We start from the raw sequence: 17,919 nt of genomic DNA on the forward strand, positions 1-17,919 counted from the left end.
AGAACTATGCAAATTTGGCGGTTAGTCGCTCACCACGAACAAGGTCTAGCTGCGGTAGAGGCCATGAAAAGCCAGGGGCGTATCGCGATAGGCTGGAATGACATCGGCGATCTACGCGAAATAGCTGCCAAGGATTCACGAGCGATCACAAAGGCCATCAAAGGCGCCTATCCGACTCTGAAGAACGCTCATCTCGGCGGCCCAAGTCTATGGGACTTCCACCGGAGCATGTGCCCTGGTGACCTCGTCATCATCAGCAGCCTGAATGCCAGACGCTGCGTTTTCCGAGTAACGGGCGACTACTTCTTCGATGAGGAAGACCAGCTTTGTGAGTACAGTCACCAACGCGCCGCAGAATTGACCGATCTATCGGCCGAGCAGCTATGGCATGAGGTTGGCGCCTGCTATGCAGATGGCTACAACCAGCGTTGGACGCTAGTGCTGTGTGGTGCAGAGGAAACCCCGCAAGAAGAATCGGCGACGTACCAGGAAGGCAGCCGCCATTCTGTAACCGCTACTGCCATAGAGCGTAACCCTGCAGCACGGGCCGCTTGTCTCACCCACTTCGGCTATGACTGCCAAGCCTGCGGCTTCAACTTTGCGAGCACCTATGGCGAGCATGGCAAGCACTATATCCATGTCCATCATCGCGTAGAGCTCGCCTCATCAGACGGGCCGGTGTACACCGACCCGGAGAAAGATCTCATTCCTCTGTGCCCGAATTGTCACGCGATGGTTCATAGAGGCAAGGATACGATGTCCGTCGAGGCCCTGAGACAGCTTCTGGACGAAAACAAGGCATCCTGAGATCAGCAGGCTCACAGCCCATACCGCCTGGCCTGGCTCACCACCACGCCTCGCAGATCCAGTTGCCGAGCCCAGATCGACTCTCTGGGCCCGGCGGTGGGCATCAGGCGCATCCGCCCACCAATGCGATGGGTGCGGAATAGCCGCTGCTCCCCCTCCACCTCAGCCACCACCAGATCGGCGTGGCCCGGCGCCCGGGCCTCGTCCACCACCAGCACATCGCCCTCGATCACCGGGCCATCGACGCCCGCCTCGGCGCTTACCTCCACCAGGTAGCAACTCGGGCGGAAGCGCGAGAGGTCGTAGCCTTCCAGCGCGGGGTGATTGATGCCCAGACACGCCGGGCCCAGGTAGTTCAGTCGCATGTCGTCCCTGCCTCGTTCTTCTTCTCCGGGCAGCCTTGTATTAGCGGTTGGCTGTAGAGGCTGCCTTGGCGATACTGTATAAATTCACAGTGAAAGACAAGAGGGCCCCACGATGCCGAAGATCATGCACCCACACCCCACGCCAACACCGCTACCACTGCCCCACCCCCTGCCCCTTACCCGGGCCGGGCTGTCGGGCTTCCCCAGCCCCGCGCAGGACTACGAGGGGCGCACACTCGACCTCAACGAGCGGCTGGTGAAGCGCCCGGCGGCGACGTTCTTCATGACCGTCACCGGCGACAGCATGGGGCCCCTGGGCATCCACGAGGGCGATATCCTGGTCGTCGATCGCTCCATTGACCCGCGCCCCGGGCATATCCTGGTGGCCATGCTCGACGGCGAGCTCACCGTGAAGCGCTACGAGCGCATCGGCCAACGCCCCTACCTCTGCTCCGGTAACCCGCGCTACACCCCCATCCCCATCGCCGACCTGGAATGCCAGGTGTGGGGCGTGGTGCGCTCGGTCATCCACGAGTTTCCGGTGTAACCCATGATCGGCCCAGTGGGATTAGTCGACTGCAACAACTTCTACGTGAGCTGCGAGCGAGTCTTCCAGCCGCGCCTGGAGGGCCGCCCGGTGGGCGTGCTCTCCAACAACGACGGCTGCGTGATAGCCCGCTCCGCCGAACTCAAGGCCCTGGGCGTCGAGATGGGTACCCCAGCATTCGAGCTGCGCGACCTGGTGCGTCGCCAGGGGGTAGTGCTGCTCTCCTCCAACTACGAGCTCTACGGCGATATGTCGGCGCGGGTGCGCGAGGTCCTCGAGGAGCTATGCGCGGGCGTGGAGCCCTACTCCATCGACGAGATGTTTATCCACGGCGACGGCTTTAGCCGCCGGCAACTGCAGGACCATGCCCAGGAGATCCACCGCAAGGTGCGGCGCTACACCGGCATACCCGTCTGCGTAGGCCTGGCCGCCACCCGCACCCTGGCCAAGCTGGCCAACCGTGCCGCCAAGTCGGTACCCGGCTATGCCGGCGTCTGCGTTCTCTCCCCCGGGTCGCCGGATGCCCAGGCGCTGCTGGAAAAGACGCCCCTGGGCGATGTATGGGGCGTGGGCCACCGCCTGGTGGAGCGCCTGGCCCTGATGGGCCTGCACACCGCCGCCGACCTGGCCGCCCAGGACCCCAAGCGCATTAGGAGCCACTTCTCGGTCACCCTGGAACGCACCGCCCGGGAACTGCAGGGCACCCCCTGCATCGAGATGAACGACACCAACCGGCCACGAGACCGCATCATGACCTCGCGCAGCTTCGGCCGCCTGACCAGCAACCAGGACGAGATCCACCAGGCGATCCGCCAGCACGCCCAGCGCAGCGCCGAGAAGCTCCGCGCCCAGGACAGCAAGGCCCGCGCCGTCTATGTGTTCCTCAAGACCAACCGCCACCGGCCCGACCTGGCCCAGTACTCTCCCAGCGCGATTGTCGAGTTGGACGAGCCCACCGACGACAGCCGGCCGATCCTCCACGCCGCCACCCAGGCCCTGCAGGCCATCTACCGGCCCAACTACCTGTTTATGAAAGCCGGGGTGATGCTGATCGACCTGGTCGACGCTAACCGTCAGCAGCTCTCGCTGCTGGACACGCCCCAACGCCAGGCCGATCGGGAGCGCAACGACCGCCTGATGGCCACCCTGGACCAGCTCAACCAGAAGATGGGCCGCGACACCGTCACCCTGGGCCGGCCCAGCCCCAAGGCCGCCTGGCACCTACGCTGCGCGAACCGCACGCCGAGGTGGACGACGCAGTGGCGAGAATTGCCATACGTGACGGCCCGTTAGGCCATGGCGCTGGATCTACGGTCCACGTATCATAGCGCCCAGAATTTCGTGTCAGGATGATGAGATGTCAGAGCAGATCGTGCTGCCCTTTCTGAAATGGGCCGGGGGGAAAAGGTGGTTGGTCCGCGATCATCCTGAGATCTTCCCCACAGAGTTCAACACCTACATTGAGCCCTTCCTCGGAAGCGGCTCGGTGTTTTTCCACTTGAAGCCTCAACAGGCCTTGCTATCCGATGCTAACCAGGAGCTCATCACGACATATCGTGCCCTGAGAAACCGGAACCGCATGGTGGAGAAGCTTCTAAAAAGCTACCATGAGCAGCACTCCGAAGAGTTTTACTACTTCATGCGCGCCCAGACGCCGACCAAGCAGGAAGAGATCGCGGCGCGCATGATCTATTTAAACAGAACCTGCTGGAACGGTCTCTATCGCGTCAACCTCTCGGGGAAATTCAATGTGCCGATAGGCACTAAGCGAAACGTGGTGCTTGATACCGATAACTTCCGGGAAACCGCCAAGCTGCTCCGTCGCTCAGTGATCACGCACTCAGATTTTGAAGCGACCATTGATACAGCGCAAGAGAATGACTTTGTATTTGTGGACCCTCCCTACACAGTCAGGCACAACTGCAATGGATTCGTAAAATACAACGAAAAACTTTTTTCTTGGGAAGATCAAGTTCGTTTAAAAAACTCCATTGATCGCGCTACGGATCGCGGAGCAAAGGTATTACTGACAAACGCATACCATGACTCAATATTGGAGCTCTATAGAGATTACGTAGGACGTAACACACTATCACGAAACAGTGTGCTTTCTGGAAAAAGTGAGTACAGGGGCAAATACGAAGAGCTTACCATTTGTTGCTGGGCCTAAAAAGGCCCAGCAACAACATCATTCCTCTACAATATCTTCCAGAGTCACTTGCCCCCTAAGCAGCTTGAGGAACATTGATTGCCCACCGCTTCCCGGAACAAAGTTCCGAGCAGTAAAGTCTTCATCCGCAAGTTCAATATCATCAAAAAAAGGAAAAAACTCTTCCTTAGCAGGCACTCTTCCTATGTCATCACCTACCAGGGCAAGATAGACATCTTCTTTTAAATACTTCATTAACGCCTTGAAAGAATTTGACTTAGGAAGCAAATTTCCAGTCACATCGAGCCTTTCCCATGAATTAGGCCACTTAGCCTTCACTGCCTCAAAATAATTATAAATTATCTCGGCAATATCCAGATCTTTTCCATCTAAGAACAAATTCCTGAAAGGATGTTTCTGTAACTCAGCACGATCTGCTTTCCGAGGCCTTTTACCCTCAAGAAGCATATTCCTATCTGTTACAGGATCAGCAGATATAAAGCGCACCAGTGACTCTACAAATGCGGCTTGTGTTAATGGCTCTCTTTTCCTGCCCGGCGTAGCGGTCCCCAGCCTTTTTATCCTTTTATAAAATGGGCTGGTTGGCTCATCATCTAAAACGACAGCCACATTATGACAAGTCTTAAACGGGCTGTCAGTTTTTGCCAGCTCCGTAAGATCATATACTAGACTTCGATTAACTTTTGTTTGAGCAAGATTTACTGTGGCAAAGATATTTGCTTGCTCAGCGACATCAGCGCCTACAAAAATAGACACATTTATATCAAAAACTCTAGCCTCATCATCAAATGTCCAATTGTCGTTTTCATCCATGAAGGCAGCGATTCGATGCTGGCCATCGATAACTTTTGCTATCTTGCTCTTGGGAATAGGCTCATCATCTACTCCTTCTTCAGGAGAGTATGAGGAAAGTGACAAGTAGTAAAATTCGTCAGTAACATGTTCCAATACAACACATTTCTCGTCAACTGCAAGAACTACTGCTGTGGGGAAAGTAGAATCTTCACCTACAATATACTTTTTTATCTCGTTTATTCTTCTTTTACTAACTGGACGCTGGATACCTAAATACTTTTCCAAGTCACGTTGATCTTCTGCCAAGCGACGGACATCTGAATAGGAAATCTCGACAAGATCCCTGGCTCTGATACCAGCGACAAAGAAAGTGCCGATGGGTTGCTCGACTTTTAGTACTGGGATCTTTAAATTAAAATCATTCATAATCAACCCTCGGACCTTCTCAATCTATCAGAGAATTCACTTTGCATCTTTTTTTGATTAATTTCCTTGCGGCGAAAAAAACCTTTCCCGCCGCCGACACTATCCAGCAAAGAAAGATACCAACAAAAAAGCGAAAAAACATATATATAAAGAGAGTTTCCCACTAAAAACGCATGGAGAAAAGTACTCCTAAAGCTACCAAAATCTGTTTTAACAGCTGTAAAACCCACGGCAGTGATCGCAAGAGACACCGCGGCCAAAAACGACATAAGCTGATATCCCTTAAAAACCTTAAAAGCTTCTCTCAGCTTTTCAGAAAAATCAGCATTATCCTCTGCATTCTGAAACTTCTCGTAAATAATATAGATAAGAGGCGTAAGGAAAGAGGCCGAATACACAAAAAGCTCTGACACAGAAAGCCCTTCCTGAAGTTTTGCGACAAACTTTGTCATTAGATTGCCCGCACCGTCAGGAACTTCCGAGAGAGCTACTGAAAGTAAAACAGGTGAAGTAGTCAGCAACCAGAGAACACCGAACTTTTTCAAAGCTTTTATATGACTACTAACGGGAAAAAAGCACAAGCTGTTAACAACGGGGATTTTGTCTGCAAAAGCAAGGATGAAGTACTCTGCTTTTGGCCACCACTTCCTTAAAGAAAGCCACATACAGCCACCGTATCTAAACAATAAAGCACCAACCAGCAGCGCTATAATAAAAAGAATAAAAAGAAGACTGTCACCTCCAATGACAGCCCCTACTTCTTCATTCCCTTCCATGCGTAAAACACCTCAAATAGAAGAACCCTTTATACTTAGATACAGGCATCAGCTCACCCGCCCAATCCGAATCTCACACCGCCCCAGGATCTCCACGTCCTTCATATCCTCCGGCTTGATCAGCTCCGGCTGGTAGTGGTCGTTGTCGCTGATCAGCAGCCAGGCACCGCCGGCGACGCGCTGCACGCGCTTGATGCGGCGTTCGCCGTGAACCAGCAAGAGGAAGACCCCTTCCGGCTTCGGCTCGCGGCGGCTGCGGTCCACCAACACCCAGTCGCCGTCGGCGAGGGTGCCGTCCATCGAGTCGCCGCGGACCTTCACCCCCACCACCTGGGCCGGGTCGAGGCCCTGGGCCTCGAGCTGCTCGGCTGGGAAGTAGAGCGTGGTCTCGATCTGCTCCTGTTCCAGGGAGCGGCCATCGCCTGCGGCAGCTTCGATATCGAACAGCGGTACAGGAGCTAAGCCTTCCTCTGATTGGCTGGGCGATAAGCCGAAGGTGGCGTCAGCGTTATCCGTTCGCATACCTGAGAACAAAAACTGAATATCCACCCCGAGTGCAGACACACGCTCGAGATACTCGCTATCAGGTCGCCTCTTGCCAGTCTCATAGTTGGATTGGGCTACCTTCTTGACGCCTCCAGCTTCACCGAACTCCTCCTGGGACAAGCCCAGTCGCTGGCGTTCCTGCCTCAGACGCTCACCAAAAATACTCAATTGGGTATCCTCACCCCTTGACAGTTATCCATTTGGATACGATCCTGTCGTTGTTGTCTTTCACACCACTACAGATCACAAGGGAGTCACTGCCATGACCCACCCCAGAATGATCACTCCGGCCGCTCAGGCAGCCCGCGAGCTGCTCGAGAACGCCCCGGCCGAGCTGCACATCCGCGGCCTGCGCGTCGAGCTGGCCAAGTGCTCGCCCGGCATGCGCCGCTGGCTGCTGGAGTACACCTCGCCAAACGCCTTCGGGGTCAACAACCCACTGGCCGACCTCGAGGCGCTCGAAGAACGCACCCTGGCCAACGCCACCGCCCAACTGGCCCGCGAGCTGATCGCCGCCCGCCGGGACGACGAGGCCATCGAGGATGCGTTGGTCAGCCTGCGCGGGCACTTGGAGGAGCACTTCCTCCAGCGCAAGTACGCCAAGCTCTACGGCCACTGAAGAGGTCAGTCGTGATCGTCGTCCCTCACTGCAGTAGCCGGGTAATGAACCCCCAGGCCACCGTCGCCCTTGCGTACCGAGTCGCGATGCCGCTCCACCACATAAGGCTCGGCAAGCCGCAACAGGTCCAACCGGGTGTAATCCTCGCCCGGTGTGGCACCGGCCATCAGCAGGGTGTCCTCGATATTTACCGCCACGGTGTAGAGCACATTGCTGAAATTGTCGGCCTCCATCTGCCCGAGCCGTGGGAACAGCGGACGCGCAGGCTTGGCTTTGGCCGGCATGACTTCGCTCCTTGTCTTTCACTCTGTTAAGGAAGCCTAACCGATGCGCCATCCCGAAACCATCGCTAACCAGCCCGCCAAGCGCGCTCCCGCTGGATGCAATCGCCCGGTCATGACTCACCTGGCCGAGGACGAGCGCGAGCAATTGGAGGAGATCGCCGAGCTGGAGATGCGCTCCCTTTCCAGTACCGCTCGCATGCTGCTGATCCGCGGCATCGAGCAGTACAAAGCCGAGACCGAAAAAGCCTCTCGGTCCTGATCCCACCCACGTCCTGACTTGCTGCATAAGGAACTCCGCCATGTACCAGGACCCGAAACGCGTTCGCACCAAGGCCACCGTCTACCTCGACCAGTACGAAGCCGACGTCATCACCGCGCTGGCCAACTACCTGGGCGTACCCAAGGCCGAGGTCATGCGCCAGATGATGATGAAGGAGGCCCAGGAGGTGCTGGGCATCGACCTGGCCTCGCTCACCGACACTGTCGCTGCTAGCGCGGGCTAAACCCAGCACCACATCCACCGTGCATTCGAGGTTCCCCATGCCGGAACAAGCCATGGAGCTCGGCCAGCAGATGACCGCCGTGCTCGACGCCATCCGCGACCAGCAGGGGCTGGAAACCCGAGAGCAGGCCGCCGAGTGGCTATTGCGCCGGCGCATCCGCCGAGGCGCCCAGGGGCTCACCGGCCGCGGCCGAGCTCTGTATCCCGTCAATCAACAAGGAGGTAACCCATGAGCGAAGTCCCGATCCGTCCTCGCATCCCGTGCCCGCACTGCGGCAAGAACCTCCGCATCCGCAAGAGCCAGGGGCTTACGCCGGTGTACCGCGAGGCCGTGTTCGAGTGCCGCAACGAGGATTGCGGCTGGCGTGGCAAGGCGTCGATCGAGATCACCCACACCATCGCGCCCAGCGACATCCCCAACCCCTCGGTGACGCTGCCCTTCGTGCCGCGCCTGAGGGAGATGGTCATGGCGCAGAAATCGACCGCAGGCGCCTAACGCGCCGCGGCCCAACACCGAGAACACCAGGAACTGAAGGAAGCCCACATGGAAGCTGTGACCGCCGTCACTCCCATCGCCCCCCACCTTGACGCCCACAACCTGGCCATCGGCTACCTGTGGAAGCAGCGCTGGGAAAACCGCGTCAACGCCATGGCCCACTGCATCGAGGCCCTGGTGGTCAACCACGACATGACCGAGGCCGCGGCCGAGCTGGCCACCATCCAGGCCTATGCCGAGCTGGATGCCGCCAACCAAGTGGCGCGCATCGACATCAAGGCCTCCACCGCCGATGTGGTGGTACTGCGCACCGAGGGCGGCCGCCCGGTGATGTTCACCACCCGCGACCTGGTCCGCGTGCTCGAGCAGGCCCGCGCCGCCGGCCTGGCCAGAGTCGTCGACCGCGATACCCGGCGCCCGGTCGTCCTCGAGCACTAACCCCCTTCTTTCACTCCACGGATAAAGGAGGCGCAGCGTGAATTCATCGCTTCGCCAGGACATCCTCGCGCGTCTGCAGCGCGACTATGACGCCCAGGAGCGCGGCGCCTACCTGCAAAAGGTGCGCTGTCCCTCCTGTGGCAAGCGCGAGGCGTACATCGCCGCCGATGCGCCGTGGATGTTGAAATGCGGCCGGGAGAACAACTGCGGCGAGCAGCTCCACGTCAAGAGCCTGTTTCCGGAGCTGTTCGAGTCGTGGAGCGAGCGCTATGCGCCGCGCCCGGGCCAGCCGGCCCACGAGGCGCCGGCCAGCGCCACGCCGGTGGCGGATGGCTACCTGCGCGATGGACGCGGCTTCGACCTGGAGCGCATCCAGGGCTGGTACACCCAGGAGAGCTACTGGAAGCCACAGATCGGCGGCACCGCCACCGTGCGCTTCCCGCTGCCCGGTGGCGCCTACTGGGAGCGCCTGCTCGACAAGCCAGAGCGCTTCGGCAAGCAGAAGGCCAACTTCGTGGGCCGCTTCAAGGGCCAATGGTGGTGCCCGCCAGTGTTCACCGCCGCCGACCTGGTGGAGGCCGGCGAGGTGTGGATCGTGGAGGGCATCTTCGATGCCATCGCCCTCTACCACCACGGCATCGCCGCCGTCTCGGCGATGAGCTGCAGCAACTACCCGGACGCCGCCCTGGAGCAGTTGGCCGATGCCGCCCACCAGGCGGGAACCAGCCGCCCCACCCTGGTGTGGGCCCTGGACGGCAACCGCGCCGGCCAGCGGGCCACCACCAAGTGGGTGGAGCGGGCCCGGGCTGCCGGCTGGGAATGCAAGGCGGCGCAGATCCACGGCGGCAAGCACGACTGGAACGACGCCCACCAGCGCGGCGAGCTCACAGAGCAACACCTGGCCACCTACCGCCACCATGGCGCCCTGCTGCTGGCCCCCACGGCCATGGCCAAGGCGCTGATCATGTACCGCCGTAGCGAGCGTCGCGAATTCTGGTTCGAGTTCAAGCGGCAGCTGTGGTGGTGGAAACTCGATATGGACGCCTTCGACCGCTCCGTGCGGGCCGAGGGTGCCGATGGCGGCGACCAGCAGCAGCTCGACCCGGTGCTTCGCGATGCCGCCCTGGAGCAGGCCGGCAACGTTAAGCGTATCTGCACCTGCTACCCCACCGCCCTCTATTACCAGGCCAACAGCGTTACCGACGAAAGCTGGTACTACTACCGGGTCGAGTTTCCCGACGGCCGCCCGCCGGTGAAGAACACCTTCAGCGGTGGCCAGTTGGCCAGTGCCAGCGAGTACAAGAAGCGCCTGCTCGGCGTGGCCCCGGGCGCGGTCTGGACCGGTACCAGCCAGCAGCTGGATACCCTGCTCCAGGACCAGATCGGCAACATCAAGACCGTCGAAACCATCGACTATATCGGCTACAGCAAGGAGCACGGCGCCTATGTGTTCGGCGACCTGGCGGTGGCCGGCGGCAAGCTGCACAAGATCAACAGCGAGGACTTCTTCGAGCTGGGCCCGCGCAAGCAGCTCAAGACGCTGAGCCAGTCGGTCGTCCTGCACATCAACCCCGACCGCCAGGCCTACCAGACCGACTGGACCCGGCAACTGATGGGCGCCTTCGGCACCAAGGGCGTGACCGCCCTGGCCTACTGGCTGGGTAGCCTGCTGGCCGAGCAGATCCGCGCCGACATGGGCAGCTACCCCTTCCTGGAGATCGTCGGCGAGGCCGGCGCCGGCAAGTCCACACTGATCGAGTTCCTCTGGAAGCTGGTGGGCCGCCGCGACTACGAGGGCTTCGACCCCAGCAAGGCCACCATGCCGGCGCGTAGCCGCAACTTCGCCCAGGTCTCCAACCTGCCGGTGGTGCTGATCGAGTCCGACCGAGACCAGGGCGACGGCGCCAAGCAGAAGCAGTTCGACTGGGACGAGCTGAAGACCGCCTTCAACGGCCGCTCCATTCGCGCCCGGGGCGTCAAGAACAGCGGCAACGACACCTACGAGCCGCCCTTCCGCGGATCCATCGTCATCAGCCAGAACGCCGCCGTGCAGGCCGGCGAGGCGATCCAGACCCGTATTTGCCACCTCACCTTCACCCGCGAGGGGCAGAACCAGCAGACCAAGGCCCTGGCCGAGGCCATGGAGAAGGCCGAGCTCGAGCAAGTCAGCCAGTTCGTCTTGGACGTGGCCACCCGCGAGGCTCAACTGCTCGAGCTGATTACCCAGCGCGGCCGCCACTACGCCAACCAGTTGGCCGAAGACCCCGACATCAAGGTGCTGCGGATCGCCAAGTGCCATGGCCAATTGATGGCCCTGGTGGATTGCCTGGGCCCCAATGGCCTGGGCCTCTACCCCGCCCAAGTCATCGACATGACCAAGGGCCTGGTATTGCAGATGGCCCGCGAGCGTCAGCAGTCCATCAACGCCGATCACCCCCTCGTCGCCGAATTCTGGGAGGCCTTCGACTACCTGGAGGGCCTCTCCGAGGAGCCACTGCTCAACCACTACGGCAAGGGCGCCGAGCAGATCGCCATCAACCTCAAGGACTTCGAGCGCCGCTGCGCCGACTACAAGCTCCGCGTGCCGGAAATCCGCGAGCTCAAGCGCTACCTGCGCTCCAGCAAGACCCGCAAGTTCGTCGACGCCAACCGCACCGTGCGCAGCCAGATCCGCCTGGGCAACGCCAGCGTGAAGTGCTGGATCTTCCAGGCCTGACCAGGGGAAGGAGACCGCCATGCATCGCCGCACCTACACCCTCGACCAGGCCGCCCCGCTGCTCAACCTGGGGCGCAACACCCTGGCCCGCCGCCTGCGCCTGGCCGGCGTGCTGGGCAGCGACAACCTGCCGGCGGGCCCGTACCGCGGCAAAACCCAGTGGCTGCGGGTGGCCACCGGCACCTATCACCACCCGATCAGCGGCTGGACCCACTACGGCCGCACCGAATTCACCGACGCCGGGCTCGACCATATCGCCGCCAAGCTCGGCATCGACCTCGCCCACCTGCCGGCCCACCACGCCCGGCGGGCCACACCCCAAGCCCATGAAGCAAGGAGCATGTCATGACACCAGACACCCCCATGCCACGCCTCACCGAGCGCCTGAACGAACGCACCCGCCAGGCCCTGGAGAAGCACTACGCCGAGGAAGCCGCCGTCGACGAACGCCTGGCCAAGCTGGAGCAAGTCGGCCCCGCCGCCCTAGATCGCCTCGTCGAGGTGGCCAATCGCGACACCGGCCAAAGCCGCCACTGCCGTCGGATCCTGCTCGCCGTCTACAACGCCGATGACTGGCCCCTCGAGCTCAACCGCCTGCGCTGCATCGACCGCGACCTCCAGTCCGCCGCCCTCACCGCCATCGAGTGGGCCACCTACAGCGGCCGCGAACTGCACGAGCACCTGGACGATGGCGACCGACTGATGCATCGCTTCTGGCTTATCGAGAAAGGTGGGGAGGACTGACCATGGCTGACAACGCCGATATCGCCAACGAACTGATGGAACGCCGCCTCGAGGGCGCCCTGGCCAGCCGTCTTACGCCCCAAGTACCGGTCAATGACCCCTGGTGCGAAGACTGCGGCGACGAGATCCCGGCGCCCCGCCGCCAGGCCGCGCCCTGGGCCACCACCTGTATCGAGTGCCAAGGCATCCGGGAGCGCCGGGGGCGGCATGCACGCTGAACGAGTCAAAGGCGGGCCACTGGCCCGCCAAGCCGCCATGCTCTGCCAGGATCCGGCATTCCGCCTCTACCTGGACCGCCGGCGCCGCTACAAGCACGGCATGACCGAGAGCCAACTGCCCGACGGCACCCACAACGAGCAGGACGCCCGGGACTGGCTCTGCGCCGCCTGCGGCATCCAAAGCCGCGCCGAGCTGGATCATGACCACCACGCCGCTGGCATCTTCAAGGGCATCCGGCAGCGTTATGGCCGCTGGCGAGCCCGCGCTTTATAGTGCTGTTTCTGGAAAGCCATCGGGGGACACCATGCCACGCGACCCATATCGAGTTCCGGCGGACAGCGCTTTGAACCATCCTGAAGTGCGGCCCGTGTTCGAGCGGCTACTGGGGGCTCCGATCCAGCCATCCGACAATGAGATGAAGCCCATCTCGTTTACGAACGTTCGAGCCGAAGACAGCGTGGCCGCCTTAGCGGCCAAGATGTGCCAAGGCCGTGAATTCCCGCTTTACCTCGATCGGCGACAACGCCAGAAGTTCGGCAAGACCGAGGATGAATGCCCAGATGGCAGCCACGACGGGATGCAGGCGAGAGACTGGCTGTGCAAGGCGTGTGGGGTACGCACCTGGTCCGAGCTGGACACCGACCCACAGGCTGCCGAAGCCTTCATCAAAATCTATAACCGGTTCGCTCGCTGGCAAGCTCGCCGCATAGGTAAGATCTGACCAGCCTCACCCTTCGAGCAACCGCACTCGCCCATCAATATAACGGTATAAAACAAGAATCCACGGTGCATGCACTCCTGCCAACCCGGCAAAGATTCTCTTACACTGTATAAAGGTACAGACAACGGAGAGTGGCATGGCGGGTGTCGAGGTCCATCGCGGTAGGCTGCGGGTCTATTTCCAATACCAGGATGAAAAATGTCGTGAGCCTTTCGGGCCGGACACACCGGAAAACCGTGAGCGCGCCCATGCGTTCACCCAGGTGCTCGACTACGAGCTGGCATCGGGCACCTTCGACTACGCCAGACACTTCCCCAACTCCCGGCGGGTGGCCCGGAACACCTTCGGGCACTACCTGGATGCCTGGCTGAAGAGCAAGGAGCGCGAGGTCGCGGCCTCCTCCATCCGTAGCTACCGGAACAAGGCGAACAAACACCTGAAGCCCAAGTGGGGCCATCGGCAGATTCACACCATCGAGCATGTCGAACTGAGGAACTGGGTCGCCGACGATCTCAACCACCTGGCCAGCAAGACCATCAAAGAAGTGGTGGCCATCCTCACCCAGGTATTCGCGCTCTACGTCACCAGCGTAAAGGCGACCTACAACCCTGCCACGGGAATCATCGTGAGGCTCCCCGACGCCCAGGATCCTGACCCTTTCACGCTGGACGAGATCGAGCGAATCGTCTCGACGCCGACACACCGGCCTCAGCCGATGAACCTGATGCGCTTCATGCTGTGGGATGGCGCCCGCCTCAGCGAGGGCATCGCGCTCAGTTGGGAAGATGTCGAAGATCTCGATAACGGGCTGATCCGCTATCGGCATGCCATCGTTGAAGGCGGATGGAAGGTCACCAAGACCAAGCGCTCGAGCCGCCGACACCGGCTGCTGAAGCCCGCTCGCGAGGCGCTCCAGGAACAACATGCCATCACGGGCCACCTCAAGCCGATCACGGTGGAGGTGATGGACCGGGATAACCGCACCATCCGACGCCGCAAGATCCGCCCGGTTTTCCTCAACGACAAGGGGACGCCGTTCTCGGGCGATCAGGCCATTCGCGAGAAGTTCTGGCGCGCACACCTGAAGAACGCCGCCGTCCGATACCGGGGCCCCGGCAACGCCCGGCACACCTTCATCAGCCAGATGCTCTCGACGGGGCTAGTCCCCATCCACTGGATCGCCGACCACGTCGGCCACAGCAGCATCCAGATGATCCAGCAGCGCTACGGCAAGTGGATTCACTCCGATGGACCGGACATTCACCAGGCCGTCGAGAAGCTCCTCGACCTGTAGCCAGTCCCCACTTCAGTCCCCACAGGGCTATTTCGGGCCCACCGAAAAATTCAAAGCATTGTTTTAAAAGGGAAAACAGGATGGGAAGATGAGGGTTCAAGTCTCCCCATCCGCACCATATATCTCTTGTTTTTCAAAGCATTAGCCACGTCGCCATGGCATGATCGGCGAGCTCGGATACCGGATAACGCCCCGCTGATGCGGGGCGTTGTCGTTTCCGAAGGCTAGAAAGTGGATAGCCCGGTGGCCTCCATCACACGGTAGCGCCAGCGCATCCAGGGACTCACCCGCTCCTCGCCGTTCAGCGCCTGGCTGGTCTGGCCCTGGGGGCCGTTCTGCCAGCGCGCCTCGAAGAAGGCGGCGGCCTCCGCCAGGGCCGGGGCCTGCGGTGCCCCGACCAGGCGCACGCTGGTTTCCAGGTTGAGGTTATCCAGGTTGCGCCGGGTGAAATTGGCGGAGCCGAGAATCAGGGTGGCCTCGCCCACCGCCGGGCGATGCAGCAGCAGCTTGCTATGGCACTGCTCGCCGCGGGTCAGGCACCAGCGCACCGCCACCCCGGCCGCGGCCAGTTCCTCGGCCACCGGCCGGTTGGGAATGCCATTCTTGGCGAAGCCGAAGGCATCCCGGTTGGGATCCAGCAGCACCCGCACCGTCACCCCACGGGCCTGGGCCGCCGCGAGGGCCTCGATCACCCCGCGGTGGGCGAGATAGAAGACCGCCAGGTCGAGGCGGTCGCCCGCCTCGGCCGCGGTGATAGTGGCCAACAAGGCATCGCGGATCGCCCCCTCCGTCAACACTTGCAGCGCGAGTCTCTCCTCGGGTGCCGCGATCGCTTCCGGCTCGGTGGTCAACACTTGCAGCGCGAGTTCCGAGGCCGGTTCAGGCTCCGCCCGGGGCGCCGGTTCGGGAAGTGCCACCCCGCTCCAGGCCGCCACCACCCGTTCGCTCTCCAGCAGATCCAGCGCCGCCGCCCCGCGGAAACGCAGGGCCACGTTACCGTGCCGGCTGCTGGCATCGTGGGGGTTGGCGGAGGTGACCAGCCCCAGCCAGTCATCGCCGCTATCCACCACCAGGGTCTTGCGGTGGTTGGCGTTGAAGTTGAGCAGGCTCAGGTAGCTGCGCAGTGTGACCCGGCCCGGTCCCATGGCATTGGGCAGCCAGCCCGCCTCACTGCTGTTGCCGAACCAGCGGGGCCCCAGGTGCCAGCCCCCGGACCACAGCGGGTTGGAGGCCCGCAACCGGGTCAGGTCGGTCTCCACCACCCGAATCCCCGCCGCGCGCAACGCCTCCAGGTGCTCGAGGGCCAGGCCCCCATAGAGGGTATTGAGCGGGTCGGTGATCACCACCGCCTCGAGCTCGGGGTAGCGGCGTTTCTGCGCCAGCAGCGCCTGGCTCAACTCGCCGGAGAGCGGCCGGAAGCCCTCCCCCGCGGCCTCGCCGGCGAAGTCGTTGAACAGGAACATGTCCACCACCACCAGGCGCCGGGCCTGACTGATCATCGCCAGCGCCTCGTCGAAGATCGCCTGCTCTTGATGGCGCCGCCCTGCGGCGTCATACCAGGTGCGGTCGGCGAGAAAACGCACCTCCTCGACGCCACGCACCGGCCAGGCCCGGCCGATGCCCTCCGGCAGCGGCTTGACGCTCTGCCACAGGCCCATGGCCGCCCAGGCCAGCGCGACCACGCCCAGCCCCCCGAGCCACATACGCCGCCTCCGCTTTTCCATCCCGGTCTCCCTACACCCGATGCATACGGCCCACTGCCGCGTCGCCAGCATAGCCGCTTCCGAGCCGAAACGCAGCGCGCCCGGCCAAGGCCGGGCGCGCGAGTCTAGAAGGGAGGCCCCATCAACCGAAGGCGAAGAGCGCCCCGACGGCGGCAAGGACGACACCCAGGCCGCGCACCTGCCGGGACAGTCAGCTCTCCCGGGCCATCAACCGAAGGCGAAGAGCGCCCCGACGGCGGCGAGGGCGACACCCAGCCCACGCAGCAGCCGGCTCTCCCGGGCCATCAGCCAGCCCCCCGCCAGGCGCCCGCCGAGGGTGATGGCCAGGGTCGCCAGGGTAAAGCCGGCGAAATAGGCGACCAGGGAGGCCCCCTGGGGCATCTCGCTGCCATGGGCATGACCATGGAAGAGCATGAATAGCAGGATCACCCCGGCGCCGACGAGGCTCGGCACCCGCACCAGGGCGGCGATCAGCACCCCCGCCAGCAGCACGCTCAGGGCGATGCCAAACTCCACTCCGGGCAGGGCGATGCCGGCCCAGGCCAGGCCCGCCCCCAGCAGCATGCCGGCGGCGGCCAGTAGCGGCGCGGCCAGGCCCAGGACCCGGGACTGACGCAGGCTCCAGAGGCCCACCGCGAGCATCGCCAACAGGTGATCGAGGCCGAGCAGGGGATGCGCGAGACCGGCGGCGAAGCCGCCGCCATGGGCATGCTCATGGCCCGGATGCGCCAGGGCCACCCCGGCGAACAGCAGCAACAGGGGCGCGGCGGCCAGGGCGGCACGCGTGGCGGGGGTCGTGAGATGGGTCGGGGTGTGGAACATGGTGGCGGTCTCCTTGCCGGGGTTTCTGTGTCGGTGATACGTCTCAGGCGGACTGCGGCCGGCGCTCCGGCGGCCGGCGCTCCGGGAGCATGCCGCGGTCGAGGATAAAGCGGATGATCGTCTCCAGGCCGACGCCGTCGTAGAGGTTGGTGAAGACGAAGGGGCGCTCGCCGCGCATCTTGCGAGAATCGCGTTCCATCACTTCCAGGGAGGCATGCACCCGCTCGGCGATATCGATCTTGTTGATGATCAGTAGATCCGACTTGGTGATGCCGGGCCCGCCCTTGCGGGGGATCTTGTCGCCGGCGGAGACATCGATCACATAGAGGGTCAGGTCGGAGAGCTCGGGGCTGAAGGTGGCCGAGAGGTTGTCGCCGCCGGACTCCACCAGCACCAGCTCGAGGCCCGGATGACGCCCCTGGAGCTCGTCGATGGCGGCCAGGTTCATGGAGGCGTCCTCGCGAATGGCAGTGTGCGGACAGCCCCCGGTCTCCACGCCGAGGATACGATCCGCGGCCAGCGCCTCGTGCTTGAGCAGGAAGTCGGCGTCCTCGCGGGTATAGATATCGTTGGTGACCACGGCGATATCGTAGTGGTCGCGCAGCGCCAGGCAGAGCTGCTTGAGCAGCGCCGTCTTGCCGGAGCCCACCGGGCCGCCGACGCCAACGCGTAAACAATGGGTCATATCGTCACTCCTCTTGCACGCTTTCGTCGTTTTCCTGTCGGCGCGGGCGACTCACTGGACTCACCACACCACGCGTCCGAAACCCTGGCGCCCCGGCCGGTCTCCCGCGGTCGGAAAGACGGTACGTCCCTGTACCGACTTTCCTAAATCTTCTTCCCTGAAGATTTCCCGCGTCGCCTCGGCCGAGTCGCCAGCGGCCGCGCGAGGTGGATTCGCCAGTGAT

At 62.1% G+C, this 17,919-nt stretch carries 25 protein-coding genes; 17 read left to right on the top strand and 8 right to left on the bottom strand.

Annotated elements, in window-relative coordinates; all coding sequences use genetic code 11:
- Positions 1–6: 6 nt before the first annotated feature.
- Positions 7–807, top strand: a complete 801-nt coding sequence (locus tag ACZ5EF_RS11350; protein WP_346064246.1) for an HNH endonuclease — start codon at positions 7–9, stop codon at positions 805–807.
- Positions 808–818: 11 nt separating this feature from the next.
- On the opposite strand, the gene ACZ5EF_RS11355 is transcribed toward ACZ5EF_RS11350, so the two are convergent.
- Positions 819–1,172 (bottom strand): S24/S26 family peptidase, encoded by a 354-nt coding sequence (locus tag ACZ5EF_RS11355; protein WP_346064245.1) that lies wholly within the window; start codon positions 1,170–1,172, stop codon positions 819–821.
- Between the two features lie 112 nt (positions 1,173–1,284).
- Between ACZ5EF_RS11355 and ACZ5EF_RS11360 the strand changes: the two genes are divergently transcribed.
- From ACZ5EF_RS11360 to ACZ5EF_RS11370, 3 genes are all read left to right on the top strand, one after another.
- Entirely contained in the window at positions 1,285–1,719 is a 435-nt protein-coding gene (locus ACZ5EF_RS11360; RefSeq protein WP_346064244.1) for a LexA family protein, read from the top strand.
- A gap of 3 nt (positions 1,720–1,722) precedes the next feature.
- On the top strand, positions 1,723–3,012 hold the full coding sequence (locus tag ACZ5EF_RS11365; RefSeq protein ID WP_346064243.1) for a Y-family DNA polymerase: 1,290 nt from the start codon (positions 1,723–1,725) through the stop codon (positions 3,010–3,012).
- A 64-nt stretch (positions 3,013–3,076) separates the two neighbouring features.
- Entirely contained in the window at positions 3,077–3,889 is an 813-nt protein-coding gene (locus ACZ5EF_RS11370) for a DNA adenine methylase (protein WP_346064242.1), read from the top strand.
- A gap of 18 nt (positions 3,890–3,907) precedes the next feature.
- Here ACZ5EF_RS11370 and ACZ5EF_RS11375 read toward each other — a convergent pair whose 3' ends face one another.
- The 3 genes from ACZ5EF_RS11375 to ACZ5EF_RS11385 are packed head-to-tail and all read right to left on the bottom strand — an operon-like array spanning position 3,908 to position 6,600.
- Positions 3,908–5,110 carry a DGQHR domain-containing protein gene (locus tag ACZ5EF_RS11375; protein WP_346064241.1) on the bottom strand — a complete coding sequence of 401 codons (1,203 nt, stop codon included), beginning with the start codon at positions 5,108–5,110 and terminating at the stop codon, positions 3,908–3,910.
- Between the two features lie 2 nt (positions 5,111–5,112).
- Positions 5,113–5,886: a hypothetical protein gene (locus tag ACZ5EF_RS11380; RefSeq protein ID WP_346064240.1), complete on the bottom strand. Its 774-nt coding sequence runs from the start codon at positions 5,884–5,886 to the stop codon at positions 5,113–5,115.
- 48 nt (positions 5,887–5,934) lie between these two features.
- Positions 5,935–6,600, bottom strand: a complete 666-nt coding sequence (locus tag ACZ5EF_RS11385) for an XRE family transcriptional regulator (RefSeq protein WP_346064239.1) — start codon at positions 6,598–6,600, stop codon at positions 5,935–5,937.
- A gap of 94 nt (positions 6,601–6,694) precedes the next feature.
- Here ACZ5EF_RS11385 and ACZ5EF_RS11390 point away from each other — a divergent pair, with 94 nt between their 5' ends.
- On the top strand, positions 6,695–7,051 hold the full coding sequence (locus ACZ5EF_RS11390) for a hypothetical protein (RefSeq protein ID WP_346064238.1): 357 nt from the start codon (positions 6,695–6,697) through the stop codon (positions 7,049–7,051).
- Positions 7,052–7,056: 5 nt separating this feature from the next.
- On the opposite strand, the gene ACZ5EF_RS11395 is transcribed toward ACZ5EF_RS11390, so the two are convergent.
- The gene (locus tag ACZ5EF_RS11395; RefSeq protein ID WP_346064237.1) at positions 7,057–7,335 is read right to left on the bottom strand and encodes a hypothetical protein; all 279 of its coding nucleotides are present in this window, start codon (positions 7,333–7,335) and stop codon (positions 7,057–7,059) included.
- 43 nt (positions 7,336–7,378) lie between these two features.
- Between ACZ5EF_RS11395 and ACZ5EF_RS11400 the strand changes: the two genes are divergently transcribed.
- The 12 genes from ACZ5EF_RS11400 (at position 7,379) to ACZ5EF_RS11455 (ending at position 14,465) form a co-directional block, all read left to right on the top strand.
- Positions 7,379–7,594: a hypothetical protein gene (locus tag ACZ5EF_RS11400; RefSeq protein WP_273666770.1), complete on the top strand. Its 216-nt coding sequence runs from the start codon at positions 7,379–7,381 to the stop codon at positions 7,592–7,594.
- Positions 7,595–7,634: 40 nt separating this feature from the next.
- Complete coding sequence (locus ACZ5EF_RS11405; protein WP_273666769.1) at positions 7,635–7,838, top strand: hypothetical protein; 204 nt, start codon at positions 7,635–7,637, stop codon at positions 7,836–7,838.
- A gap of 37 nt (positions 7,839–7,875) precedes the next feature.
- Entirely contained in the window at positions 7,876–8,070 is a 195-nt protein-coding gene (locus ACZ5EF_RS11410) for a hypothetical protein (protein ID WP_346064236.1), read from the top strand.
- The gene (locus tag ACZ5EF_RS11415; protein WP_346064235.1) at positions 8,067–8,333 is read left to right on the top strand and encodes an Ogr/Delta-like zinc finger protein; all 267 of its coding nucleotides are present in this window, start codon (positions 8,067–8,069) and stop codon (positions 8,331–8,333) included. The genes ACZ5EF_RS11410 and ACZ5EF_RS11415 overlap by 4 nt, the downstream gene beginning before the upstream one ends.
- 48 nt (positions 8,334–8,381) lie before the next feature.
- Complete coding sequence (locus tag ACZ5EF_RS11420; RefSeq protein ID WP_346064234.1) at positions 8,382–8,771, top strand: hypothetical protein; 390 nt, start codon at positions 8,382–8,384, stop codon at positions 8,769–8,771.
- 37 nt (positions 8,772–8,808) lie between these two features.
- Complete coding sequence (locus ACZ5EF_RS11425) at positions 8,809–11,487, top strand: toprim domain-containing protein (RefSeq protein WP_346064233.1); 2,679 nt, start codon at positions 8,809–8,811, stop codon at positions 11,485–11,487.
- 19 nt (positions 11,488–11,506) lie between these two features.
- Complete coding sequence (locus ACZ5EF_RS11430; RefSeq protein ID WP_346064232.1) at positions 11,507–11,836, top strand: phage antirepressor KilAC domain-containing protein; 330 nt, start codon at positions 11,507–11,509, stop codon at positions 11,834–11,836.
- Entirely contained in the window at positions 11,833–12,231 is a 399-nt protein-coding gene (locus tag ACZ5EF_RS11435; protein WP_346064231.1) for a DUF7673 family protein, read from the top strand. The genes ACZ5EF_RS11430 and ACZ5EF_RS11435 overlap by 4 nt, the downstream gene beginning before the upstream one ends.
- A gap of 2 nt (positions 12,232–12,233) precedes the next feature.
- Positions 12,234–12,449 carry a TraR/DksA family transcriptional regulator gene (locus tag ACZ5EF_RS11440; RefSeq protein WP_346064230.1) on the top strand — a complete coding sequence of 72 codons (216 nt, stop codon included), beginning with the start codon at positions 12,234–12,236 and terminating at the stop codon, positions 12,447–12,449.
- A complete protein-coding gene (locus tag ACZ5EF_RS11445) occupies positions 12,439–12,723 on the top strand; it encodes a hypothetical protein (RefSeq protein WP_346064229.1) in 285 nt (94 codons plus the stop codon). Before ACZ5EF_RS11440 ends, ACZ5EF_RS11445 begins: the two co-directional genes overlap by 11 nt.
- A complete protein-coding gene (locus ACZ5EF_RS11450) occupies positions 12,650–13,171 on the top strand; it encodes a hypothetical protein (protein ID WP_346064228.1) in 522 nt (173 codons plus the stop codon). The genes ACZ5EF_RS11445 and ACZ5EF_RS11450 overlap by 74 nt, the downstream gene beginning before the upstream one ends.
- Positions 13,172–13,307: 136 nt before the next feature.
- A complete protein-coding gene (locus tag ACZ5EF_RS11455; RefSeq protein ID WP_346064227.1) occupies positions 13,308–14,465 on the top strand; it encodes an Arm DNA-binding domain-containing protein in 1,158 nt (385 codons plus the stop codon).
- A gap of 224 nt (positions 14,466–14,689) precedes the next feature.
- Here ACZ5EF_RS11455 and ACZ5EF_RS11460 read toward each other — a convergent pair whose 3' ends face one another.
- The 3 genes from ACZ5EF_RS11460 to ureG form a co-directional block, all read right to left on the bottom strand.
- Entirely contained in the window at positions 14,690–16,168 is a 1,479-nt protein-coding gene (locus ACZ5EF_RS11460) for a phospholipase D-like domain-containing protein (protein ID WP_346064226.1), read from the bottom strand.
- Between the two features lie 228 nt (positions 16,169–16,396).
- Positions 16,397–17,011, bottom strand: a complete 615-nt coding sequence (locus tag ACZ5EF_RS11465) for a HupE/UreJ family protein (RefSeq protein ID WP_346064225.1) — start codon at positions 17,009–17,011, stop codon at positions 16,397–16,399.
- A 43-nt stretch (positions 17,012–17,054) separates the two neighbouring features.
- On the bottom strand, positions 17,055–17,696 hold the full coding sequence (gene ureG / locus ACZ5EF_RS11470; protein WP_346064224.1) for an urease accessory protein UreG: 642 nt from the start codon (positions 17,694–17,696) through the stop codon (positions 17,055–17,057).
- Positions 17,697–17,919: the final 223 nt, after the last annotated feature.

This window comes from Bisbaumannia salifodinae, from assembly GCF_055388505.1.